The following is a 24292-nucleotide window of genomic DNA, read 5'->3' as shown; positions in this document are numbered from 1 at the left end:
ATCCCGAACAGAACAAGCCCGGAGAAAACACCATGGCCCTTCGCACATTCAAGATCTACCGCTACGACCCGGAAAAAGACGCCAAGCCCTACATGCAAACCATCGAGGTCGAACTCGACGGCCAGGAGCGCATGTTGCTGGATGCACTGATGAAGCTCAAGAAAGTCGACCCTACAATCTCCTTCCGCCGCTCCTGCCGCGAAGGCGTCTGCGGTTCGGACGCCATGAACATCAATGGCAAAAACGGTCTGGCCTGCCTGACCAACATGAACACGCTTCCCGGCGTGATCACCCTGAAGCCACTGCCTGGCCTGCCGGTGGTGCGCGACCTGATCGTCGACATGACGCTGTTCTTCAAGCAATACAACAGCATCAAGCCTTACCTGATCAACGACACACCACCACCCCAGACCGAGCGCCTGCAAAGCCCGGAAGAGCGCGACGAACTGAACGGCTTGTATGAGTGCATTCTGTGCGCCAGCTGCTCCACCAGCTGCCCCAGTTTCTGGTGGAACCCCGACAAGTTCGTGGGTCCTGCCGGTCTGCTTCAGGCCTACCGCTTCATCGCCGACAGCCGCGACCAAGCCACCGCCGAGCGTCTGGACAACCTGGAAGACCCCTACCGCCTCTTCCGTTGCCACACCATCATGAACTGCGTGGATGTGTGCCCCAAGGGTCTGAACCCCACCAAGGCCATTGGCAAGATCAAGGAAATGATGGTGATGCGCTCCATCTGAACGCAACGCCAGGCACACCATGAACGCCAGCACCACCAGCGATGCCCTGCTCGACCAGCGTGCCCTGAGCAAGCTGCGCTGGCGCTGCCGGCGCGGCCTGCTCGAGAACGATTTGTTTATCGAGAAGTTCTTCAGCAGGCACGAATCTGGCTTGACTGTCAGGCAGGCTGAAGCCCTGGGGGTTCTAATGGATTTGTCCGACAACGATCTTCTGGATCTGCTGCTCGGTCGCAAAACTCCCCAGAGCGATTTGGCCAGTGACACCGTCAGCCACGACGATGTCCTCTTTGTACTGGGCATGCTTCGCGCAGCCCGACATCCCATTTAAGACCCCCTTAAAAGGAAACCGCATGAAACTCGTAGACAACAAAGCCACCTTGTCGTTTTCCAACGGCAGCCCCAGCGTCGAATTGCCGGTGTATGCCGGCAGTGTTGGCCCGGACGTGATCGACATCCGCAAGCTGTATGGCCAGACCGGCATGTTCACCTACGACCCCGGCTTCCTGTCCACCGCATCCTGCCAGTCGGCCATCACCTATATTGATGGCGACAAAGGCGAGTTGCTGTACCGCGGCTACCCCATCGAACAGCTCGCCACCCAGTGCGACTACCTAGATACCTGCTACCTGCTGCTCAACGGTGAACTGCCCAACGAGGCACAGCGTAGCGACTTTCACAAGCTCGTGATCAACCACACCATGGTGAACGAGCAAATGCAATTCTTCATGCGCGGTTTCCGCCGCGACGCACACCCCATGGCCGTGCTGACCGGTCTGGTGGGGGGTATGTCGGCCTTCTACCACGACAGCACGGACATCAACAACCCGAAGCACCGAGAAATCGCCGCGATCCGACTGATCGCCAAGATGCCCACGCTGGTGGCCATGGCCTACAAATACGGCATTGGCCAGCCTTACATGTACCCGCGCAACGACCTGAGCTACTCGGGTAACTTCCTGCGCATGATGTTTGGCACGCCTTGCGAAGAGTACGTGGTGAACCCGGTGCTGGAGCGCGCACTCGACCGCATCTTCATCTTGCACGCCGACCACGAGCAAAACGCGTCCACCTCCACGGTGCGCCTGTGCGGTTCGTCAGGCACCAACCCGTTTGCAGCCATTGCCGCTGGCGTGGCTTGCCTGTGGGGCCCTGCCCACGGCGGCGCCAACGAGGCCTGCCTGAACATGCTGGAAGACATCCAGCGCCAAGGCGGTGTGAGCAAGGTCGGTGAGTTCATGGAGAAGGTCAAGGACAAAAACTCAGGCGTGAAGCTGATGGGTTTTGGCCACCGCGTCTACAAAAACTACGATCCACGCGCCAAGCTCATGCAGGAAACCTGCAACGAAGTGCTGGCCGAATTGGGTCTGGAAAACGACCCACTGTTCAAGCTGGCCAAAGAGCTGGAAAAGATCGCGCTGGAAGACGAATATTTCGTGTCACGCAAGCTCTACCCGAACGTGGACTTCTACTCCGGCATCGTGCAGCGCGCCATCGGCATTCCCGTGAACCTGTTCACCGGTATTTTTGCGCTGGCCCGCACCGTGGGCTGGATCGCCCAGTTGAACGAAATGATCAGCGACCCCGAGTACAAAATCGGCCGTCCGCGCCAGCTGTTCACCGGCTCGACCACCCGCAGCGTCAAGCCCGTCGCCGAGCGTTGATTCGCCCCTGCTGCGGCCTCTGGGCCGCTGGCACCGACCGCACGCCCGCACGCTGACAGCGCTGCGGGCGTTTTGTTTGCGCAAGACTTAAAATAACGGGTTCTGAAGACCCTCACAGGACATTCATGGGACGCACGCTCTACGACAAAATCTGGGACGAACACGTCGTCCACACCGAAGAAGACGGCACGGCCGTGCTCTACATCGACCGCCATCTGGTGCACGAAGTCACCAGCCCACAGGCCTTTGAGGGTCTCCGTCAGGCCGGCCGCAAGGTCTGGCGCGTGAGTTCGATCGTCGCCACCGCCGACCACAACACCCCCACCACCGGCTGGGAATTGGGTTACGACGGCATCACCGACCCCATCAGCAAAGAACAGATCACCACGTTGAACAGCAATATCGCCGAATTCGGCGCTGCGGCGTTCTTCCCCTTCATGTCCAAGCGCCAAGGCATCGTGCACGTGATTGGCCCGGAAAACGGCGCTACCCTGCCCGGCATGACGGTGGTGTGCGGCGACAGCCACACCTCCACGCACGGCGCTTTTGGCGCGCTGGCGCACGGCATCGGCACCAGCGAGGTCGAGCACGTGATGGCCACGCAAACGTTGCTGGCCAAAAAGGCCAAAAACATGCTGGTGAAGGTGGAAGGCGCGCTCGCCAAAGGCGTGACCGCCAAGGACATCGTGCTGGCCATCATTGGCAAGATCGGCACCGCGGGCGGCACGGGCTACACCATCGAATTCGGCGGCAGCGCCATTCGCGCCCTGTCGATTGAAGGCCGCATGACGGTGTGCAACATGGCCATTGAAGGCGGCGCACGCGCTGGCCTGGTGGCGGTGGACGATAAAACCATTGAGTACGTCAAGGGCCGTCCGCTCTCGCCCACCGGCTTGGAATGGGATCTGGCCGTGGCCTATTGGAAAACCCTGCAGTCCGACGCCGACGCCGTGTTTGACACCGTGGTCGAGCTCGACGCCACCCAGATCCTGCCGCAGGTCACCTGGGGCACCTCGCCCGAGATGGTGCTGGGCATTGACGGCACCGTGCCCGACCCGGACAAAGAAAAGGATGCCAACAAACGCGGCGCCATTGAGCGCGCGCTGGTCTACATGGACCTGCAACCCGGCAAGGCGCTGAACGACATTTTTGTGGACAAGGTGTTCATCGGCTCCTGCACCAACAGCCGCATTGAAGACATGCGCGAAGCGGCTGCGGTGGTGAAGAAGCTCGGCCAGAAGGTGGCCAAGAACATCAAGCTCGCCCTGGTGGTGCCCGGTTCTGGCCTGGTGAAAGAGCAGGCCGAGCGCGAAGGCCTGCACGAGATCTTCAAGGCGGCTGGTTTTGAATGGCGCGAACCCGGCTGCTCCATGTGCCTGGCCATGAATGCGGACCGGCTGGAACCTGGCGAGCGCTGCGCGTCCACCAGCAACCGCAACTTTGAAGGCCGCCAGGGCAACGGCGGACGCACGCACCTGGTGTCGCCCGCCATGGCCGCTGCCGCCGCCGTGCACGGCCATTTCGTCGACGTTCGTCAATTCGCCTGAAAGGAACCACCATGAAACCGTTTGCTACCCTGTTGTCCATGATCTTTGTGCTGGCGCTCGCCGGCTGCAACACCGTGCAAGGCGTTGGCCAAGACGTGCAAAAAGCCGGACAGGTGCTTGAAGACGCAGCCAAGAAGAAGTAAATGAACCAATTCACCGTGCACAAGGGCCTGGTGGCCCCCATGGACCGCGAAAACGTTGACACCGACGCGATCATCCCCAAGCAGTTCCTGAAGTCGATTCGCAAGACCGGTTTCGGCCCGAACCTGTTCGACGAGTGGCGTTACCTGGACAAAGGCGAGCCCGGCCAAGACCCTGCCAGCCGCAAAGCCAACCCCGACTTCGTGCTGAACCAGCCGCGCTACACCGGTGCGTCGGTGTTGCTCACGCGCAAAAACTTCGGCTGCGGCTCCAGCCGCGAACACGCACCCTGGGCGATTGACCAGTACGGCTTTCGCGCCATCATCGCGCCCAGCTACGCCGACATCTTCTTCAACAACTGCTTCAAAAACGGCCTGCTTCCCATCGTGCTGCCCGAAGCCACGGTGGCGCAGTTGTTTGATGAGGTGTTCGCGTTTCCTGGCTACAGCCTCACGATCGATCTGGAGCGCCAGGTGATCGTGAAGCCCCTGGGCGATGAAATCCCCTTTGACGTACAGGCTTTCCGCAAATATTGCCTTCTCAACGGGCTGGACGATATCGGCCTGACGCTGCGCCACAAAGACAAGATCGCCGCGTTCGAAGCGGCTCGCCTTGCCACGAAACCGTGGCTTGCCCACACGATGGTGTCCTGAGCGGACACGACCCAACCCCAGACAGACAATCCATGAAAATCGCAGTTCTACCAGGTGACGGCATCGGCACCGAAATCGTCGCCGAAGCGGTCAAAGTCCTCAGCGTGCTCGACCTGCCGTTTGAGATGGAATCGGCCCTGGTGGGCGGTGCCGCCTTTGAGGCCCACGGCCACCCGTTGCCCGAATCCACCCTGAACCTGGCCAAGGCCGCCGACGCCATTTTGTTTGGCGCCGTGGGTGACTGGAAATACGACACGCTGGACCGCCCGCTGCGACCCGAACAGGCAATCCTGGGTCTGCGGAAAAACCTGGGTCTGTTTGCCAACTTCCGTCCGGCTATCTGCTACGAGCAGCTGGTGGGTGCTTCCAGCCTCAAGCCCGAAATCATTTCGGGTCTCGACATCCTGATCATTCGCGAGCTGACCGGTGACATTTACTTTGGCCAGCCGCGCGGCCGCCGCGTGGCCACCGACGGCCACTTCCCCGGTGCGGAAGAAGCGTTTGACACCATGCGCTACAGCCGCCCGGAGATCGAGCGCATCGCCCATGTGGCGTTCCAGGCTGCGCGCAAGCGCAGCAAAAAGGTCACCAGCGTGGACAAGGCCAACGTACTGGAAACCTTCCAGTTCTGGAAAGACGTGGTCACCGAAGTGCATGCCGAATACCCCGACGTGGAACTGGAGCACATGTATGTGGACACCGCCGCCATGCAGCTGGTTCGCGCACCCAAGAAGTTCGATGTGGTGGTCACCGGCAACATGTTTGGCGACATTCTGAGCGACGAAGCCTCCATGCTCACCGGATCCATCGGCATGCTGCCGTCGGCATCGCTGAACGCGAAAAACCAGGGTTTGTACGAGCCGAGCCACGGCAGCGCGCCGGACATCGCTGGTCAGGGTATTGCAAACCCGCTGGCTACAATACTGTCCGCTGCCATGATGCTCCGCTTCTCACTCAACCAGCCGCAAGCCGCCGATCGCATTGAATCTGCGGTCCAGGACGTGCTCGCGTCCGGATTGCGCACGGTAGACATCTGGTCTGAAGGCACCACCAAGGTCGGTACCCGGGAAATGGGTGACGCCGTCGTGGTGGCCATCACCAAAACCATTACCAAGGGCTGAATCAGCTCCGGTTCGTCACGCCCTCCCCCGGCACGACGAGCCGGGCGGAAACAGAGATATTTCATCTTCGAAAGGGCAATGCAATGACGAAACTCGTAGGACTGGTAGGCTGGCGCGGCATGGTCGGCTCCGTGCTGATGGACCGCATGGTTGAAGAAAAAGACTTCGACCTGATCGAACCCCTGTTTTTCTCCACCTCCAACGCTGGCGGCAAAGCCCCGGCAATGGCGAAAAACGAAACCACGCTGCAGGACGCTTTCAACATCGACGCGCTCAAGCGCTGCGACATCGTGATCACGGCCCAGGGCGGTGACTACACCAGCGAGGTGTTCCCCAAGCTGCGCGCAGCCGGCTGGAACGGCCACTGGATCGACGCTGCTTCCACGCTGCGCATGGAAAAAGACGCGGTCATCATCCTGGACCCGGTCAACATGCCCGTCATCCAGAACGCGTTGGCCCACGGTGGCAAAAACTGGGTGGGCGGCAACTGCACCGTGAGCTGCATGCTCATGGGTGTTGGTGCGCTTTACAAGGCCGGTCTGGTGGAGTGGATGAGCACGCAGACCTACCAGGCGGCTTCGGGCGGTGGTGCGCAGCACATGCGCGAGTTGCTCACCCAGTACGGCACGCTCAACGCCGAGGTGAAGTCGCTGCTGGACGACCCCAAGAGCGCCATTCTGGAAATTGACCGCAAGGTGATCGCCAAGCAGCGCAGCCTGAGCGGCGCTGAAACGGCCAACTTCGGTGTGCCACTGGGTGGATCGTTGATTCCGTGGATCGACAAAGATCTTGGCAACGGTATGTCCAAAGAAGAGTGGAAGGGCATGGCCGAGACCAACAAGATCCTCGGCATGGGCGAGGGCTTCGGCTCAGCGGCCATTCCGGTAGACGGCTTCTGCGTGCGCGTGGGAGCCATGCGCTGCCACAGCCAGGCACTCACCTTCAAGCTGAAGAAAGATGTGCCCGTAGCGGACATCGAAGCCATGATCGCAGCAGATAATCAGTGGGCCAAAGTGGTGCCCAACACACGAGAAGCCACCATCAAGGATTTGACGCCCGTGGCCGTGACCGGCACCATGACCATCCCGGTCGGTCGCATCCGCAAGCTGGCCATGGGCCCAGAATACGTGGGTGCCTTCACCATCGGCGACCAGTTGCTGTGGGGTGCTGCCGAACCCCTGCGCCGTATGCTGCGCATTTTGCTGGATGCATGACGCACCGCATTGTGTCGTCGCACAGCGACATGGTGACTGCTTGTTCACGTTGCAAGTTCGCAACGTGAACAAGACAGCTCGGCGACAGAAGGTAGGCAATGAAACTCAGGCGGAGTCTCAGCTTGTCTCTGTAATCCGTTGATGTTAAGGTCAAATTTCGGTTTTTTACGTCGAGGTCTACGTGACATCCAACACCCGCTACACCCTATCCCACCACGTATCCACCCACTCAGGGGTAGCAGGTTCACGCAGTCTTGCGCGCAGGCATGCCGTCGCCGCTGCGGTGGTGCTGTGCACCGGATTGACGCACTTGGGTGAAGCGCAAGCGCTGGCTTTGGGTCGTATCATGGTTCAGTCGGCCTTGGGTGAGCCGCTGAAGGCTGAAATCGATGTTCCCGATATCAACACAGACGAAGCGGCCAGTCTGCGCGTCGGGCTCGCTTCTGGCGATGCATTTCGCGCAGCTGGCATGGACTTCAACGCGGCGCTCAGCAGCCTACAGATCACCCTGCAACGCCGGGCGAACGGGTCAGCTTACCTAAGATTGACCAGCACACGTCCGGTCAATGAGCCCTTTGTTGACCTGATCGTAGAAGCCAATTGGGCTTCGGGCCGGATCGTACGTGACTACACGTTGTTGCTTGATCCACCCAACTTGCGCACAGCCGTGCCGGTGGCGCCTCTGCCTGCGGCTGTCATGACACAACCAGAGCCGCAAGTGCGCCCCCCAGCGGTGCGTCCCAGCGATCCAGCCATCCGGGCGCAACCAGCACCAACCCCGACTGCGCCAACCGCGACGGCAACACCGGCAGAACGTCCTCGTCCTGTAGCACCTGAAACACGCCCTGCAGCGGCATTACCACCATCGTCAAAACCCCCTGGCGATCCGGATAAGGTTGTGGTCCGCGCAGGTGACACCGCTGGGCGTATTGCCGAGACCAATCGACCACCCCGTGTCTCTCTGGACCAAATGCTTGTGGCCATGCTGCGGGCAAACCCCAATGCCTTTATTGCGGGCAACGTTAACCGCATCAAAGCTGGGGCGGTGCTTGACCTACCCAGCGCAGCCGACGCTGGCAGCGTGAGCCCAGAGGAGGCACGCCAAGTCATCGTTGCGCAAAGCCGTGACTTCAACGAGTTCCGCCGCCGTCTGGCCAGCACCATTCCAGCCACCTCAGTGGCAGCGGCCGACCGCCAAGCCTCCGGGCGCATTCAAACCGAGGTTCAAGACCAGAAACCCTTGGCTCCAGCGCAGGACAAGCTGACCCTGTCCAAAGGGATCACACCGGCGCAAAGCGCCAGCGCAGACAAAATTGCCCAAGACCGACAAGCGCAAGAAGCATCCAGCCGGGTGGCAGAACTGTCCAGAAACATTGAAGACCTCGCCAAAGTAGGCACCAGCTCTGCGACGGTCGCAGCCAACACGGCGGGAACTGTTGCAACGGAGACTGCGGTGCCAGCACCTGCACTGACGGTACCCACGCCACCACCGACACCCTCAACAGCAACCGCAGCCACATCACCGACAGAAACCAGCCCGACCGCGGGTTTATCGAGCCCCTCCGAGACAACCGCATCAAAGCCACCAGCCCCCCCGGTTGCCAAGCCTGCGCCCCTGCCCGTAACCGCACCGTTATCCGATACACCTTCGCTGATCGACGATCTGCGTGACAACCCTCTGGTAATGCCTGCTGCGGGAGGCTTGCTGGCACTGCTGGTGGGCTTTGCTTTTTATCGGATTCGTCAACGCAAACGGGACCATGGCGTTGACAGCTCTTTCCTGGAAAGTCGTCTGCAACCCGACTCCTTTTTTGGCGCCAGCGGTGGTCAGCGTATCGACACAGCCGATGCCAGCGTCTCTGGCTCGTCCATGGTGTATTCACCCAGTCAGCTTGACGCGGCAGGTGACGTAGACCCCGTCGCCGAAGCCGACGTTTATCTCGCTTATGGCCGCGATCTACAGGCAGAAGAGATTCTTAAAGAAGCAATGCGCAACACCCCTCAGCGGGTCGCCATCCACAGCAAGCTGTTAGAAATTTACGCCAAACGCCGAGATGCCAAAGCCTTCGAAGTTGTTGCAACGGAAGCCTTTGATCTGACCCAAGGTCAGGGCGCGGAATGGGAACAAGCCTGCACGCTGGGGCGTGAGCTTGAGCCGGCCAACCCACTCTACGAACCGGGTGGCCGTCCGCCGGCCAAAGCCGGGATGGCAGGTGCATTCATGGCTGGCGGTGCCCTGCACACCGTGCAGATAAACACCAGCAGGCTGCCTCAAAGCAGCGGCACAGCAGACAGCCCCATGAGCCTCGACTTGGACTTGGACTTTTCCATGGACGAGCCTTCCGCACACGCCAACCCGGCTTTTTCAACCGCCGCAGCGATATCAGGTATGGGCGATCTGGAGCGTACCGATGCACTGACCCAAGCCAACCCCACGTTGAATGCATCGCCCGCGTCGATACCTTTCGATCTGGACTTTCCATCGGAGCCTGCGCCCATCGAAATACCTGCTCTGGCTGAGCAAAACGCCGATTTGAGCTTGCTGGATCCAAACAACCTGACCTTTGACAGCAACGACGTTCTGCCCGACTTCGAGCTGGAAGCACACCAGCCGTTCGAGCAGTCAAACCAGGACCAAAACAGACCCCAGCCAGTGCAGCAGAGCACCCAAGCAAATCCCTTCGACACCGATGCGGAGTTGCTGTCGTTTGACCTGAACGATATCAAGCCAAACATGGGAAGCAGTGAAGTCCAAACCGCTGACGAACACGAACAGGTGGCCGAGGAAAACCCGCTGGACACCAAGTTGGCACTGGCTGAAGAATTTCGGTCGATCGGCTATATGGAAGGTGCCCGATCTCTCGCGGAAGAGGTGCTGGCAGAAGCAACAGGCACACTCAAGACCAAGGCGAGCAGATTCTTGGCCGATCTCAACTGACGACTCCAACCAGAACGGAAACGCCCCTTGCACTGTGCAACGCTTTCAGGCGTTCCTGCCGCCGACAGCGCCAGCCCAACCGCAGACACTCGCGAATCTCTAGACGCACCGGCTGGCCCAAGCCGCACCCCTGAAGCCTGTCGAACCTGGGGGGCTGATAGTGAAAATCGGCCCAAGCGCGGCTGTTTTTTGCCGGATCTCCAGGCCCACAGACCCGCTGCGGTTCAAGAAGACGGTGCAAACGTAGTTTTATTCAACGACAGGACTGCTGCGGCCGATTTCCAGCCGATGCTTTCCACGTCAGACCGTCTCATAGACGCACGCGCCCCGCTCACCACCCGCATGGCGCTGGGTGTCAGCTACAACGGCAGCGCCTACGATGGCTGGCAAAGCCAGCTCAGCGGCCGCACAGTGCAGGACGAACTGGAACGGGCCTTGACCCGCTTCATTGCTCACGGCCCCATCAGAACCTTGTGCGCAGGCCGCACCGATGCAGGGGTGCACGGCCTGATGCAGGTGGTGCACTTTGACAGCCCGGTGGTTCGCCCAGACCACGCATGGATGCGGGGCACCAACAGTTTTTTGCCGCATGACATTGCCGTGCACTGGGCACGCCAAGTGCCGGCCCACTTCCATGCGCGCGCCAACGCCGTGGCGCGCCGCTATGCCTATGTGCTGCTGGAATCGCCGGTGCGCCCCAGCGTGGACGCCGGGCGGGTGGGCTGGGTGTTTCGCCCCATGGCGCTGGAACCGATGCAAGAGGCCGCACAAGCTCTGCTGGGTGAGCACGACTTCACCTCCTTTCGTGCAGCCCAGTGCCAGGCCCATTCGCCGGTCAAACAACTGCGGCGCATCAGCATCACCCGCCGCGGTGCGTACTGGCGGTTTGAATTTGAAGCCTCCGCGTTTTTGCACCACATGATCCGCAATATCATGGGCTGCCTGATCGCCATCGGCAACGGCAACCACCCGGCGAGCTGGATGACCGAGGTGCTGCACGCCCGCAGCCGCGACGCCGCAGCGCCCACGTTTTCGCCGGATGGTCTCTACTTTCTCGGCCCGCTGTACGACGAATCGCTGGGCATCCCGACGCAAACCGCCGCTTTCGACTGGTTACCCGGATGAACGAAGCAGGCCAAGCCGCCCCCAAGCCCATGCACCACACGCGCATCAAGATTTGCGGTCTGACCCGGGAGGTCGATGTAGACGCCGCCGCACAGGCAGGCGCCGATGCCGTTGGATTTGTGCTGTACGCCAAAAGCCCGCGCCACGTCACGCCCGAGCGCGCGGGCGAACTGGCCCGGCGCCTGCCTGCCTTTGTCACGCCGGTGCTGCTGTTCGTGAACGCCAGCCCCGAGCACATCCGCCTGGGCCTCGAAGCCGTACCCCATGCCCTGGTGCAGTTTCATGGCGACGAAACCCCAGCCGACTGCGCCGCCACAGGGCGCCCTTACATCCGTGCGGCCCGTATTCCCGCAGGCCCCGCAGGTGCGGGCTTTGATCTTCTAAAATACGCACAAGACTTCGCCGCCTCACAGGCCGTGCTGCTCGACGCCCATGTCGAGGGATACGGCGGCGGCGGCCAATCCTTCGACTGGACAGCCTTCAATTGGTCACATCCGCTTCTAAACGCCAGCTCTCGCCTCGTTTTGTCTGGTGGACTCACGCCTGCAAACGTGATCGATGGCATCAACCGCGTACGGCCCTGGGCCGTTGACGTGAGTTCCGGGGTTGAGGCCAGCAAAGGCATCAAGGACCCGGACAAGATGCACGCATTTGTGGCCGCCGTGCGAGCGGCCGATGCAGCCCTTCACCGCAGCCCTGTCTGAGCCCCATCTGTGGGGGCTGAGCGGGCATTCGACCAGAGACACCCATGACCACCTACCAGCAACCCGACGCCCGCGGCCATTTCGGCATCTACGGCGGCAGTTTCGTGAGTGAAACGCTCACCCACGCCATCAACGAGCTCAAGGCCGCCTACGCCAAGTACCAGAACGACCCCGAGTTTCTGGCCGAATTCAAGAGCGAGCTGGCGCATTTCGTGGGCCGCCCATCGCCCGTGTACCACGCGGCCCGCATGAGCCGTGAACAAGGCGGTGCACAAATATTCTTGAAACGCGAGGACCTGAACCACACCGGCGCGCACAAGATCAACAACACCATCGGCCAGGCCATGCTCGCCAAACGCATGGGCAAGCCGCGCATCATTGCCGAAACCGGCGCCGGTCAGCACGGCGTGGCCACCGCCACCATCTGTGCCCGCTATGGCCTGGAGTGCGTGGTCTACATGGGCAGCGAAGACGTGAAGCGCCAGAGCCCCAACGTCTACCGCATGAAGCTGCTGGGCGCCACCGTCGTGCCGGTGGAAAGCGGCAGCCGCACACTGAAAGACGCGCTCAACGAAGCCATGCGCGACTGGGTGGCCAACGTGGACAACACCTTCTACATCATCGGCACGGTGGCCGGTCCGCACCCTTACCCGATGATGGTGCGCGACTTCCAGAGCGTGATTGGCGAAGAATGCTTGGTGCAGATGCCCGAGATGCTGAAAGCCGCAGGCTGCACCCATGAGCAGCCCGACGCCGTGGTGGCCTGCGTGGGCGGCGGCAGCAACGCCATGGGTATTTTCTACCCCTACATCAACCATGCAGCCACCCGCCTGATCGGCGTCGAGGCGGCCGGTGAAGGCATGGAAAGCGGCAAGCACTCGGCATCGCTGCAAAAAGGCAGCCCCGGCGTGCTGCACGGCAACCGCACCTACGTGCTGCAAGACGACAACGGGCAGGTGACCGAAACCCACAGCATCAGCGCCGGTCTGGACTACCCCGGCGTCGGCCCCGAGCACGCGTTCCTGAAAGACATCGGCCGCGCCGAATATGTGGGCATCACCGACACCGAGGCGCTGGACGCCTTTCACTACCTGTGCCGCACCGAAGGCATCATCCCGGCACTGGAATCGAGCCATGCCGTGGCCTACGCCATGAAGCTGGCCAAGACCATGCGGTCCGACCAGTCCATTCTGGTCAACCTCTCAGGCCGGGGCGACAAGGACATTGGCACCGTCGCCGACCTGTCCAAGGCCGACTTTTACTGCCGTCCCAGCTGCCGTGGCCAGTCGGTCAAGGGCGGCGCCGAAACATCTTCCATCGCATTCGCAAAATGAGCCGCATTGAACCCGCACTGGGCGCGCTGAAAGCCCGGAACCGCAAAGCCCTGATACCGTTCGTCACCGCAGGTTTCCCCTTTGCCAACATCACCCCCGACCTGATGCACGGCATGGTGGAAGCCGGTGCCGATGTGATTGAGCTCGGCGTACCGTTTTCCGACCCGTCGGCCGACGGCCCGGTGATCCAGAAAGCCGGCGACCGCGCTTTGACCCTGGGCATCGGCCTGGTACAGGTGCTGGCCATGGTAAAAACTTTCCGCGAACGCAACAACACCACACCGGTGGTGCTCATGGGCTACGCCAACCCGGTTGAACGCTACGACCAGAAGCACGGCGTGGGCAGCTTCGTGCGCGACGCCAGCGCATCGGGCGTGGACGGCATGCTGATCGTGGACTACCCACCGGAAGAATGCGAAGAGTTCGCGGCCGCCTTGCGCGCCCACAACATGGACCTGATCTTTTTGCTGGCCCCCACCTCCACCGACGAGCGCATGGCGCAGGTCGCGCGTGTGGCCAGCGGCTATGTGTACTACGTATCGCTCAAGGGCGTGACCGGTGCCGGCACACTGGACGTGGGCCAAGTGGAAGCCATGCTGCCGCGCATCCGGGCGCACGTGAACGTGCCGGTGGGCGTGGGTTTTGGTATTCGCGATGCTGAAACGGCCCGCGCCATCGGGCGCAGCGCCGATGCCGTGGTGATTGGCAGCAAGATCATCCAGCTGATCGAAAACGAGCCACACGAAAAGGTCGTGGCGGTAGCGTCCAACTTCCTGCGCGCCATCCGCAAGGCGTTGGACACCTGATCGACCGTGTTTTAATTCGCCAAACAACCCACTGACAGACAACGCCGCGCAAAGGCCCTCAATCCAGCGCAGATCCGGCTTTGCTGGGCTGCCGGTCCCCTTGGCTGATGCCCAGCGGCGCGGGGTCGCTCAATTTTGGAGAACACACCATGTCCTGGCTAGAAAAACTGCTGCCTCCCAAGATCACGCACACCGACCCGACCGAGCGCCGCAGCGTGCCCGAGGGCTTGTGGATCAAGTGCCCCAGCTGCGAAGCCGTGCTGTACAAAAACGATCTGGAGAAAAACCAGAACGTGTGCCCGCATTGCCGCCACCACCATCGCATTGGCGCCCGCGCGCGCCTGAACGCGTTTCTGGACGCCGAAGGCCGCTACGAACTCGGCCAGGAAGTGCTGCCGGTTGATGCCCTGAAATTCAAGGACAGCCGCAAGTACCCCGAGCGACTGAAAGAGGCGCTGGAAAACACCGGTGAAACCGACGCGCTGATCGTCATGGGCGGCGCCGTGCAGGGTGTCAACCTGGTCGTGGCGTGTTTCGAGTTCGACTTCATGGGCGGCTCCATGGGCTCGGTGGTGGGTGAGCGCTTTGTGCGCGGCGTTGAAGAAGCCATTGCGCAAAAAGTACCTTTTCTGTGTTTCACCGCCACCGGTGGTGCACGCATGCAGGAGGGTCTGCTGTCGCTGATGCAGATGGCCAAGACCAATGCCGCCCTCACCCGTCTGGCCAAAAAGGGCCTTCCCTACATCAGCGTGCTGACCGATCCGACCATGGGTGGTGTATCGGCCGGTTTTGCCTTTTTGGGCGATGTGGTGATTGCCGAGCCCAAGGCACTGATCGGCTTTGCCGGCCCGCGTGTGATTGAAAACACTGTTCGTGTGAAGTTGCCCGAAGGCTTCCAGCGCGCTGAATTTTTGCAAACCAAGGGCGCGGTGGACTTCATCTGCGACCGCCGCGAACTGCGTTCAACCGTGGCCAATATCCTGGCCATGCTACAGCGCCAGAGCGCCGACGCGGTGGTCAACGATTGACTGCTGAAACGCCTCCCTGCATGCTCACGCTGTCACAACTGCCACTGTTTCCGCTGCAGACGGTTTTGTTTCCGGGTGGCTGGATGCCGCTGCGGATCTTCGAGGTACGTTACCTCGACATGATCAGCCGCTGCCACAAAGCAGGCGCTCCCTTTGGCGTCGTGGGCCTGCGCGAAGGCAGCGAAGTCCGACGCATCGACCCCAAGGCACCACCGCATGGTGATGCCTTTGCCAAAGAAGTGTTCTACCCCGTGGGCACACTCGCGCAAATAGAGCGCCTGGAACGCCCGCAACCCGGGCTGCTGGTGATCCATTGCCGTGGCCTGCAGCGCTTTCACATCACGTCCAGCCAGCAGTTGCCTCACGGCCTGTGGATAGGCGATGTGCGGCTGGACGAAGCAGAGCCCGTGGTGCCGGTGCCCGAAGACCTGTCCAGCACACGCGACGCGTTGCAACGCCTGCTGAACAACCTGCTGGAGCGCGAGCCTGAGGCGAAAAACGAACTGCCCCTTCAGCCGCCCTACCAATGGGACAATTGCGGCTGGGTCGCCAACCGCTGGGCCGAGCTGCTGCCTGCGAAGGCCGAACTCAAACAGCGCTTGATGACACTGGACAACCCGCTGGTGCGGCTGGAACTCATCTCGGACCTGCTCGACCGAATGGGCGTTGAGCGCTGATCAAGACCAGGACTTACGCGAAGCCGCAGGCAGTACCAGGGTACGACAAGGCGAAGCAACAACGCCATGGTGGTTTTGCGCAAGTCCTTAGGGCAGCAACGAGAGCGCCCGCATGTAGCGCTCGCTGACCATCAAGTTATCCCAATCCATGGCTGCACCGCGCGGCAGCAGCGCCAGGCGGCGTTCCTCGCTTGCGGGGTTGGGCTGCCACTGGCCCTCAATGACCGCACGCGACACATCGTTGATCGCCACGTCTATCGGCGCACCGCCATCCACCACCGACTGGTTGCACAACACCGCCATATCGCCCCCAGCACCCAGGGCGGCCAGGGCCGCTTCGGCAAAGCTCAGGTCGCGCCCGTCCATGTGGCGGGCCGCTTCCATGCTCAGGTCGTCGCTGAAGATGGCGCCGGTAAAGCCCAGTTGGTGGCGCAGTACATCTTGCAGCCAGCGCGGTGAAAAGCCGGCGGGCCGGCTGTCCACTTTGGGGTAGATCACATGGGCGGGCATCACCGCCTGCAGGCTGGCCGAAAGCCAGCCATACGGAGCGGCATCCTCGGCCAAAATGGCCTTCAGGCTGCGCTTGTCCACCGGTATCGCCAGATGTGAGTCGGCGCGCACGAAGCCGTGGCCGGGAAAGTGTTTGCCGCAGTTGGCCATGCCGCTTTGCTGCAGACCCAGCATCAAAGCCTGTGCCAGCAGCGTCACCATGCGCGGGTCACGCCCCAGCGAGCGGTCACCAATCACCGAGCTTTCACCGTAGTCCAGGTCGAGCACCGGAGCAAAGCTCAGGTCCACGCCACAGGCACGCAGTTCAGCACCCAACACATAACCCGTGGCCACGGCCGCGTTGCTGGCATGCAGCGCGGACGCACCCGCCACCTCGCCCTTGCGCTCGGGCTTCATCCACAGCGCACCCAGCGCCGCCATGGGCGGCAGGTGGGTGAAGCCGTCGGTGCGAAAGCGCTGCACGCGCCCACCTTCGTGGTCCACAGCAATCAGTAGGTCGGGCCGCACCGCCTTGATCTGGCGACACAGCCGGGTCAGCTGCGTGCGGTCTTTCCAGTTGCGTCCAAACAAAATGACCCCGCCCACCAGCGGGTGCGCCAAACGCTGGCGCTCAGCGGTGGTGAGGCTGTGGCCAGCCACGTCGATGATGAAGGGTGCGTGTGGATTCATGGTCAATCGCATGTTGGCGAAAGCAAAAGGGGATCGGTCTTCAACCGCGTTCGACCACCACAAAGCTGGCGGCATAGTCGGTCTCGTCGGTCACGGTCACGTGGGCGCGCAGGCCCTGGGCATCAAACCAGGCCTTCAGCTCACCGTGCAACACAATCACAGGCTGCCCACTGGGTTGGTTGACGATTTCGCAGCGCCGCCAAGTCATGGGCATGCGCATGCCCAGGCCAATGGCTTTGGAGAAGGCTTCTTTGGCAGAAAACCGGGTGGCCAGATAGCGCAAGCCCCGCTGCGGCCATCGGGCACTGCGCTGCTGCCAGACGGCGAACTCGGCATCGGTCAGCACCTTGCGCACAAAGCGCTCGCCTTGGCGCTGCCAGGTGGCCTCGATGCGGCGGATGTCACAAACATCGGTGCCAATGCCGTAAATCATGCGGCTCAGGCGAACGCGTCGGCGATGCAGTGTTTGTAAGCGGCCACGGTGACGCCATAGCCCATTTCCAGCGCATCGGCCATCAGCGCATGGCCAATGGACACCTCGCGCACACCGGGTACCGTGCGCAGAAACGCCGTGAGGTTATCGCGGTTGAGGTCGTGGCCCGCATTCACACCCAGGCCCACATCCAGCGCCGCCTGCGCAGCGGCGCGAAAGCGCTCCAGCTGTGCGGCGCGCTCGGGCGTGGCCCAGGCGGCCGCGTAAGGCTCGGTGTAGAGCTCCACCCGGTCGGCGCCCACCGCTTTGGCCTCCGCCATGGCGCCAGGGTCGGCGTCCATGAACAAGCTGACCCGCGCACCCAGCGCCTGCGCCTGTGCAATGAGGGGGCGCAAGCGGTCGGCATCGGCGGGGAAGCTCCAGCCATGGTCGCTGGTGAACTGGCCTTCAGAATCGGGCACAAAGGTCACCTGATGGGGCCGAACGGCCTGGACAAAACCCATCAGGTTGTGAAACGGATTGCCTTCGATGTTGTATTCGCGGTCGGGCCAGGCCTTCAGCAACTCGGCCAGATCGTGCACATCGTGGGCACGGATGTGGCGCTCGTCCGGGCGCGGGTGTACCGTGATGCCGCCAGCGCCAGCCTGCAGACACAGGGTGGCCGCGCGCGTCACAGACGGAATGCCCAGGTGGCGCGTATTGCGCACCAAGGCCACCTTGTTGAGGTTGACGGACAGCGCTGTGTGCGGGGTATGAAGGGCTGAAACCACGGTCATGGTGTGGGTCGTTGGGTTGCGGTGGCGGGTGGCGCTGGCGCCTGCGAGACATCTGGCTGGCGCGGCCGGGACATGGCCTGAACATCCAGCATCAACTGGCGGGTTTTGAACACCCGCACACCGCTATGGTAGTGCAGCAGGTGGCGCAGTTGGGGCCGCAAGGCTTGCAGGCTGGGGGCGCATGCGCGCAGCGCGCTCATGAAAGGCGCTGGATCGTCCAGCGCGGTTTGCAGATCCAGGCACTGCGCACCGGTGAGCGGGTGGCTGTCGTCGCCATGGGCGTGGCGCAGGCCGTGCTCGGGTGCCAGCACGTAAAGGCCCTGCGGGTCCAGTTCGGCCAGGGTGCTGCCCTCATGGGCCAGGTCGGGCAGCAGTCCCACGTCGCGCAGCAGCAACAATTCAAAGGCGCGCAAGACCAGCTGCTGCGCGTCACCGCGCTCGGCGAGCAACTGCACGGCAAACCGGTAGTGGTCAAACAGGGACGGATGCGCGTCGTCTCGCGCCAGCAGGCGCATGAGCAATTCGTTGAGGTAGCTGCCCGACAACAAGGCTTCGCCCGTGGGCATCACATGCCCGCCCTGCCATTGGGCGGCCTTGAGGGTGCGCACTTCGGCGTCGCCGCCCCAGCTGAGCTGCAGCGGCTGCAGCGGCAAGAGCACCGGACGAAACTGCGAGGTGGGCCGTTTCACACCCTTGGCCACCAGGGCGATGCGGCCATGGTTGCGGGTGAAAACTTCCAGGATCAGGCTCGACTCGCTCCAGTCGTAGCGGTGCAGGACAAACGCGGGCTCATCAGAAAACCGGCGCGTGGCCATCACTCATAACCAAACGAGCGCACCCGGGCATCGTCGTCGGCCCAGCCCGAGCGCACCTTCACCCACAGCTCCAGGAAGACCTTGCAGTCCCAGAGCTTCTCCAACTCCTGGCGGGCTTCGGTGCCGATCCGCTTGAGTTTTTCGCCCTTGTCACCAATGACCATGCCCTTGTGACCCTCGCGCTCCACCACGATGGTGGCGGCGATGCGCTTGAGCTGGCCCTCTTGCTCGAATTTGTCGATGATGACGGTCGAGGTGTAGGGCAGTTCGTCACCGGTCAGGCGGAACAGTTTTTCACGCACCATTTCACTGGCCATGAAGCGCTCGCTGCGGTCGGTCAGCTCCTCGGGGTCGTGCATCCAGGGTTGCTGCGGCAGATAAGGCGCACAAATGCCAAACAGACGCTGAATGTCTCTGGCGTTCTTGGCTGTCATGGGCACAAATTCGGCAAATGGGTGGCGCTCTTGCATGGAACGCAACCAGGGCGCCAGATCACCGCGGCGGTGCACCAGGTCGAATTTGTTGGCCAGCAGCACCACCGGGATGTTGCGAGGCAACAGATCGAGCACCTTGGCGTCGGCCAGGTTGAAGTTGCCCGCCTCCACCACAAACAAAATCAGGTCCACATCGGCCACGGCACCCAGCACCGTTTTGTTCAGCGCGCGGTTCAAGGCGTTGCCGTGGCGGGTCTGAAAGCCCGGGGTGTCCACAAACACAAACTGGTTCGGCCCCACCGTGCGGTAACCGGTGATGCGGTGGCGCGTGGTTTGCGCCTTGCGCGACGTGATGCTGACCTTTTGCCCCACCAGCGCGTTGAGCAGCGTGGACTTGCCCACGTTGGGCTTGCCCACAATGGCGACGTAGCCGCAATGCTGCGCTGCCGGATCGACCACCTCCACTTCGGCCACCTCGGGCGCCTGATTGTCAGGAGCCATGTCCGCTGGTGCAGCGACATCCGCCTTGCGCAGCGCCCGCGCGAGCATGGCATCCAGCTCGGGATTGGCCACAGGAGCAGCGGGCGAAGAAGCGGGGTTCGGAGGAGCAGATTTTCGGGACATGGGTCGTGTATGCGGAACAGGGCAAGAAAGGAATAAAACGCGTCGGTAGAACGGCCAGGCCGCACCACCCACCCAAAGCCGAGCCAGCTAAACGCCAGCCATGAGGTGTTGCAGCATGGCAGCGGCAGCCGCCTGCTCACCAGCGCGGCGCGAAGCACCTATACCGCGCTCGCTACGGCCGGTTTCGGTGATGGTGCACTCCACGTCAAACGTTTGCTTGTGTGCTTCCCCCAACGTGGCTACCACCCGGTATGCAGGCAGTTTCATTTTGCGCGCCTGCAGCCACTCCTGCAATTCGGTCTTGGGGTCTTTGCCCATGGCGCTCATCTGGGCGTTGAGTTCGACGCCGCTGTACAAACGGTGCACCAACGCGGCGGCCACCTCAAAGCCCGCATCGAGGTACACAGCACCGATGATGGCCTCCAGCGCATCGGCCAAAATGGATGGACGCTTGTGACCGCCTGAGCGCTTCTCACCGTCACCCAGCCGCAAGCAAGCTGACAGGCCCAGGGTAGAAGCCATTTTGAACAATGTGTCTTGTTTCACCAAGTTGGCACGCACCCGAGACAAATCGCCTTCGGGCAGTTGACTCAGTTTTTCAAACAGCAGGCCCGACACAGCCAAGTTAAGCACCGAGTCGCCCAGAAACTCCAGGCGCTCGTTGTGGTCTGAAGTGAAACTGCGGTGCGTCAGCGCTCGCTCAAGCAAGCGCGGATTGGCAAAATGGTGGTTCAAGCGCTTTTGCAGCGCGAGCAATTCAGGATTCAAGACAGCGGGTCTCCGTGGCACTGCAAGCGGCCGCAAGAGGCCCTCACTTGGAGCCACCTTCGTATTTCATGGTCAGGTAGGCCGGGCCGAACAGATGAATTTCACGGCTGTAAGCAAAAGAAACCACCACTTGGTCACCTTCCTTGCCAACCTCCAAATCTCTACCAGAAATAGAGTGGATATTGTCAACCTGTGCTGATTTGTCAAAAATGCTCCGAACCTCGCTCACAGTGCTACCCGCAGCGGCTTTCTTTGCGGCTTTTTGCACAGCCATAAATTCAACAAAGGTTGGAACCACCTGCGCCACGATCACGCCGGTGAACGCCAGCAGGAGACCAGCGACAAGCAAGCCCACAAACGTCAAACCGCGTTGCTGCTGTTTCAATTTCATGTGTTGTTTCCTTCAGAAAGACGGAGAACCCCTTCAGACTCATTCGAACGAGCCGATACGTCTCAGATCGCCAAAATTCATCCAGACAAAAAAAGCTTTGCCAACGATATTGGCCTCGGGCACAAAGCCCCAATAGCGGGAGTCCAGTGAATTGTCCCGATTGTCACCCATCATGAAGTAGTGTCCCTGGGGCACCTTGCACACCACACCCTCCACCGAGTAGCGGCACGCGTCCTTGTTCGGGAAGTCGGTGGCACCAGGTATGAACGCAGGATGGTCGTCATCGTTCAGGGTGTTGTAGCTGCGGGCATCCAAGGTTTCACGAAACTGACGGGCGTAGCGCATGGAGTCGCCATCAAAAAACTCAGGCTGCACGGTACGGGGCACTGGCTTGCCGTTCACCGTCAGTTCTTTGTTCAGATAAGCGACTTCATCACCCGGTACACCAATAACCCGTTTGATGTAGTCCAGGCTGGGTTGGGGCGGGTAACGAAACACCATTACATCACCACGTTGCGGGTCGTTGTTGGCCACCAGCTTGGTGTGGAAAACAGGCAAACGGATACCGTAGTGGTATTTGTTCACCAAAATCAGGTCGCCCACACGCAAGGTCGGAATCATCGATCCTGAGGGAATTTTGAACGGCTCGAACATGAACGAGCGCAACACAAACACCGCCAGAATCACGGGAAACAGGCCTGCGGTCCAGTCCAGCCACCAAGGCTGCATCAGCAGCTTCTGACGCGCGGGCTCCACGTCACCGTCGATATTGCTGAAACCCTGCTGGATCAGTGCCGCCTTGCGCGCGTTGTGCTCGTCAAGCAGTTTGTGCGCCAAGCGTTTTCGTTGAGGTAAAAACACCGCTTTTTCGAGCACCCAGTAAATACCCGTCACCACCGTGGCCAGCATCAAGAGCACCGCAAAGCTGCTTTCCACCACACCCATGTACCATGCGCCGGCATAGCCCACAATGGCCGCCAGCACCATGGCCGTGATCGTGCTCATCAACGCCTGCATCAGTCTTGCACCTGCAAAATGGCGAGGAAGGCTTCCTGGGGCACCTCGACCGAACCAATCTGTTTCATGCGTTTCTTGCCTGCTTTTTGTTTCTCAAGGAGTTTGCGCTTGCGGCTGATATCGCCGCCATAGCATTTTGCCAGCACGTTTTTGCGCAGTGCCTTGATGGTTTCGCGCGCAATCACGTTGCCACCAATGGCCGCCTGAATCGCCACGTCGAACATCTGGCGGCTGATGATCTCGCGCATCTTGGCGACCACCGCACGCCCGCGGTATTGCGACTGCGAGCGGTGCACGATGATGGACAGCGCGTCCACCTTTTCGCCGTTGAGCAAGATATCCACCTTCACCACATCGGCGGCTCGGTATTCCTTGAACTCGTAGTCCATGGAGGCATAGCCCCGACTCACCGATTTGAGTTTGTCGAAGAAGTCCAGCACGATCTCGCCCAGCGGCATGTCGTACGTCAGCATGACCTGCTTGCCGTGGTAAGACATGTTGAGCTGCATACCGCGCTTTTGATTGGCCAGCGTCATGACGGCGCCCACATACTCCTGCGGCATGTAAAGGTGCACCGTCACAATAGGTTCACGGATCTCTTCCATGCGGCCCTGATCAGGCATCTTGGACGGATTCTCGACCATGATCACCTCACCATCGGGCTTGACCACCTGGTAGACCACGCTGGGTGCGGTGGTGATCAGGTCCTGATCGAACTCGCGCTCGAGCCGCTCTTGCACAATTTCCATGTGCAGCAAGCCCAGAAAACCGCAACGGAAGCCAAAGCCCAGCGCCTGCGAAACCTCGGGTTCGTACATCAGCGCGGCGTCGTTGAGCTTGAGCTTTTCCAGCGCATCGCGCAGACCGTCGTACTGGTTGGCTTCGGTGGGGTACAGGCCAGCAAACACCTGCGGCTGCACCTCTTTGAAACCAGGCAGCGCCTCAGTGGCGGGGCCAAGGTTGTTGGGAAGCTTCTTTTCCAGCGTGATGGTGTCGCCCACCTTGGCGGCCTGCAACTCTTTGATACCCGCAATGATGTAGCCCACCTCGCCCGCTTCCAGCGACTCGCGCGGCTCGTTTCCGGGTGTGAAGACGCCCAGATTGTCGGCGTTGTACACCGTGTTGGTGGCCATCATCTTGAAGCGTTCACCCTTGAGCAAGTGGCCATCCACCACCCGCACCAGCATCACCACACCCACGTAGGCGTCGTACCAGCTGTCCACAATCATGGCGCGCAGCGGTGCGTCAGGCTTGCCTTTGGGCGGTGGAATCCGTGCCACGACAGCTTCCAAAATATCTTCCACGCCCATGCCGGTTTTGGCCGAACACGGGATTGCATCGGTCGCATCGATACCAATCACGTCCTCGATCTCGACCTTGGCGTTCTCAGGGTCTGCGTTGGGCAGATCCATTTTGTTGAGCACCGGCACCACTTCCACGCCCAAATCGAGAGCGGTGTAGCAGTTGGCCACGGTCTGCGCTTCCACGCCCTGGCTGGCGTCCACCACCAGCAGCGCGCCTTCGCAGGCCGACAGTGACCGACTCACCTCGTAAGAGAAGTCCACGTGGCCGGGGGTGTCAATCAGGTTCAGGTTGTAGACCTGCCCGTCGCGGGCCTTGTACTGCAGAGCAGCTGTCTGCGCCTTGATGGTGATGCCCCGCTCTTTCTCGATGTCCATCGAGTCGAGCACCTGCTCGCTCATCTCGCGGTCGGACAGCCCGCCACAGCGTGAAATGATGCGGTCGGCCAACGTGGACTTGCCATGGTCGATGTGCGCGATGATCGAAAAATTGCGGATGTGATTCATCAAGAAACCAGCTCAAACACGAAAAGACCTCCCCGCCCTTGAAAGGGCCAGGAGGCATAAAAAAGGGCGCGTCAAGTGTTGACGCGCCCATAACCAACAATCAAGGGCAACTGCGATAGTTGGGGTTTCATTGTAGGCAAAAAGCCTGGAATACACACCACCCATACCCGAGAACCAGATTGTTGCAGCGCAGCAACATGAAATTTATCCACAGCCCCAGCGCAGTGAAAACGAAAAGCTGGGCATCGTTTGTGGCTGAAATCAGCCTGCTGCGACTGTTTTACTCACAGAAAGCAGGACCACGTTGGTGGCACGCAAGCACCACTCAAACCGATCCGATTTTATCGAATCCGAGGAACAG

24 protein-coding genes are annotated in these 24292 nt (G+C 61.1%); 15 read left to right on the top strand and 9 right to left on the bottom strand.

What is annotated here, in order from left to right; translation table 11 throughout:
• Positions 1-32 precede the first annotated feature (32 nt).
• The 15 genes from Q7J58_RS03790 (at position 33) to Q7J58_RS03720 (ending at position 15686) form a co-directional block, all read left to right on the top strand.
• Positions 33-737, top strand: coding sequence for a succinate dehydrogenase iron-sulfur subunit (locus Q7J58_RS03790; protein WP_304823639.1), 705 nt, complete (start codon positions 33-35; stop codon positions 735-737).
• A gap of 19 nt (positions 738-756) precedes the next feature.
• Entirely contained in the window at positions 757-1065 is a 309-nt protein-coding gene (locus tag Q7J58_RS03785; protein WP_304823636.1) for a succinate dehydrogenase assembly factor 2, read from the top strand.
• A gap of 22 nt (positions 1066-1087) precedes the next feature.
• Positions 1088-2398, top strand: a complete 1311-nt coding sequence (locus tag Q7J58_RS03780; RefSeq protein ID WP_304823633.1) for a citrate synthase — start codon at positions 1088-1090, stop codon at positions 2396-2398.
• Between the two features lie 125 nt (positions 2399-2523).
• Complete coding sequence (gene leuC, locus Q7J58_RS03775) at positions 2524-3945, top strand: 3-isopropylmalate dehydratase large subunit (RefSeq protein WP_304823630.1); 1422 nt, start codon at positions 2524-2526, stop codon at positions 3943-3945.
• Between the two features lie 11 nt (positions 3946-3956).
• Positions 3957-4088: an entericidin A/B family lipoprotein gene (locus Q7J58_RS03770; RefSeq protein WP_304823628.1), complete on the top strand. Its 132-nt coding sequence runs from the start codon at positions 3957-3959 to the stop codon at positions 4086-4088.
• Complete coding sequence (gene leuD, locus Q7J58_RS03765; RefSeq protein ID WP_304823625.1) at positions 4089-4739, top strand: 3-isopropylmalate dehydratase small subunit; 651 nt, start codon at positions 4089-4091, stop codon at positions 4737-4739.
• 32 nt (positions 4740-4771) lie between these two features.
• A complete protein-coding gene (leuB, locus tag Q7J58_RS03760; protein ID WP_304823622.1) occupies positions 4772-5860 on the top strand; it encodes a 3-isopropylmalate dehydrogenase in 1089 nt (362 codons plus the stop codon).
• Between the two features lie 83 nt (positions 5861-5943).
• The gene (asd, locus tag Q7J58_RS03755; protein WP_304823619.1) at positions 5944-7074 is read left to right on the top strand and encodes an aspartate-semialdehyde dehydrogenase; all 1131 of its coding nucleotides are present in this window, start codon (positions 5944-5946) and stop codon (positions 7072-7074) included.
• A 181-nt stretch (positions 7075-7255) separates the two neighbouring features.
• Complete coding sequence (locus Q7J58_RS03750) at positions 7256-10012, top strand: FimV/HubP family polar landmark protein (RefSeq protein WP_304823616.1); 2757 nt, start codon at positions 7256-7258, stop codon at positions 10010-10012.
• 288 nt (positions 10013-10300) lie between these two features.
• Positions 10301-11137, top strand: coding sequence for a tRNA pseudouridine(38-40) synthase TruA (gene truA, locus Q7J58_RS03745; protein ID WP_304823613.1), 837 nt, complete (start codon positions 10301-10303; stop codon positions 11135-11137).
• Positions 11134-11841 (top strand): phosphoribosylanthranilate isomerase, encoded by a 708-nt coding sequence (locus Q7J58_RS03740; RefSeq protein WP_304823610.1) that lies wholly within the window; start codon positions 11134-11136, stop codon positions 11839-11841. The genes truA and Q7J58_RS03740 overlap by 4 nt, the downstream gene beginning before the upstream one ends.
• Positions 11842-11885: 44 nt before the next feature.
• Positions 11886-13175, top strand: a complete 1290-nt coding sequence (trpB, locus tag Q7J58_RS03735; protein WP_304823607.1) for a tryptophan synthase subunit beta — start codon at positions 11886-11888, stop codon at positions 13173-13175.
• Positions 13172-13981, top strand: coding sequence for a tryptophan synthase subunit alpha (gene trpA, locus Q7J58_RS03730; protein ID WP_304823604.1), 810 nt, complete (start codon positions 13172-13174; stop codon positions 13979-13981). The genes trpB and trpA overlap by 4 nt, the downstream gene beginning before the upstream one ends.
• A 149-nt stretch (positions 13982-14130) precedes the next feature.
• A complete protein-coding gene (gene accD, locus Q7J58_RS03725; RefSeq protein ID WP_304823601.1) occupies positions 14131-15009 on the top strand; it encodes an acetyl-CoA carboxylase, carboxyltransferase subunit beta in 879 nt (292 codons plus the stop codon).
• Positions 15010-15029: 20 nt separating this feature from the next.
• Complete coding sequence (locus Q7J58_RS03720; RefSeq protein ID WP_304823598.1) at positions 15030-15686, top strand: LON peptidase substrate-binding domain-containing protein; 657 nt, start codon at positions 15030-15032, stop codon at positions 15684-15686.
• An 87-nt stretch (positions 15687-15773) separates the two neighbouring features.
• Here the strand turns inward: Q7J58_RS03720 and nagZ are convergent, their stop codons facing one another.
• The 9 genes from nagZ to lepA form a co-directional block, all read right to left on the bottom strand.
• Positions 15774-16865, bottom strand: coding sequence for a beta-N-acetylhexosaminidase (nagZ, locus tag Q7J58_RS03715; RefSeq protein ID WP_304823595.1), 1092 nt, complete (start codon positions 16863-16865; stop codon positions 15774-15776).
• 40 nt (positions 16866-16905) lie between these two features.
• Positions 16906-17298 carry a holo-ACP synthase gene (gene acpS / locus Q7J58_RS03710; RefSeq protein ID WP_304823592.1) on the bottom strand — a complete coding sequence of 131 codons (393 nt, stop codon included), beginning with the start codon at positions 17296-17298 and terminating at the stop codon, positions 16906-16908.
• A 5-nt stretch (positions 17299-17303) separates the two neighbouring features.
• Positions 17304-18074, bottom strand: a complete 771-nt coding sequence (locus Q7J58_RS03705) for a pyridoxine 5'-phosphate synthase (protein WP_304823589.1) — start codon at positions 18072-18074, stop codon at positions 17304-17306.
• Positions 18071-18889, bottom strand: coding sequence for a DNA repair protein RecO (gene recO / locus Q7J58_RS03700; RefSeq protein WP_304823586.1), 819 nt, complete (start codon positions 18887-18889; stop codon positions 18071-18073). Before recO ends, Q7J58_RS03705 begins: the two co-directional genes overlap by 4 nt.
• The gene (gene era / locus Q7J58_RS03695; protein ID WP_304823659.1) at positions 18889-19824 is read right to left on the bottom strand and encodes a GTPase Era; all 936 of its coding nucleotides are present in this window, start codon (positions 19822-19824) and stop codon (positions 18889-18891) included. Before era ends, recO begins: the two co-directional genes overlap by 1 nt.
• Before the next feature lie 210 nt (positions 19825-20034).
• Positions 20035-20715 carry a ribonuclease III gene (rnc, locus tag Q7J58_RS03690; protein WP_304823583.1) on the bottom strand — a complete coding sequence of 227 codons (681 nt, stop codon included), beginning with the start codon at positions 20713-20715 and terminating at the stop codon, positions 20035-20037.
• Positions 20716-20758: 43 nt separating this feature from the next.
• The gene (locus Q7J58_RS03685; protein WP_304823581.1) at positions 20759-21106 is read right to left on the bottom strand and encodes a DUF4845 domain-containing protein; all 348 of its coding nucleotides are present in this window, start codon (positions 21104-21106) and stop codon (positions 20759-20761) included.
• A gap of 39 nt (positions 21107-21145) precedes the next feature.
• The gene (gene lepB / locus Q7J58_RS03680) at positions 21146-22123 is read right to left on the bottom strand and encodes a signal peptidase I (protein ID WP_304823578.1); all 978 of its coding nucleotides are present in this window, start codon (positions 22121-22123) and stop codon (positions 21146-21148) included.
• The gene (gene lepA, locus Q7J58_RS03675) at positions 22123-23931 is read right to left on the bottom strand and encodes a translation elongation factor 4 (protein ID WP_304823576.1); all 1809 of its coding nucleotides are present in this window, start codon (positions 23929-23931) and stop codon (positions 22123-22125) included. Before lepA ends, lepB begins: the two co-directional genes overlap by 1 nt.
• Positions 23932-24292 lie beyond the last annotated feature (361 nt).

This window comes from Hydrogenophaga sp. (assembly GCF_030656115.1).
Taxonomy (GTDB): Bacteria; Pseudomonadota; Gammaproteobacteria; order Burkholderiales; family Burkholderiaceae_C; genus Hydrogenophaga.
This window is presented reverse-complemented; position numbering and strand designations above follow the sequence as displayed.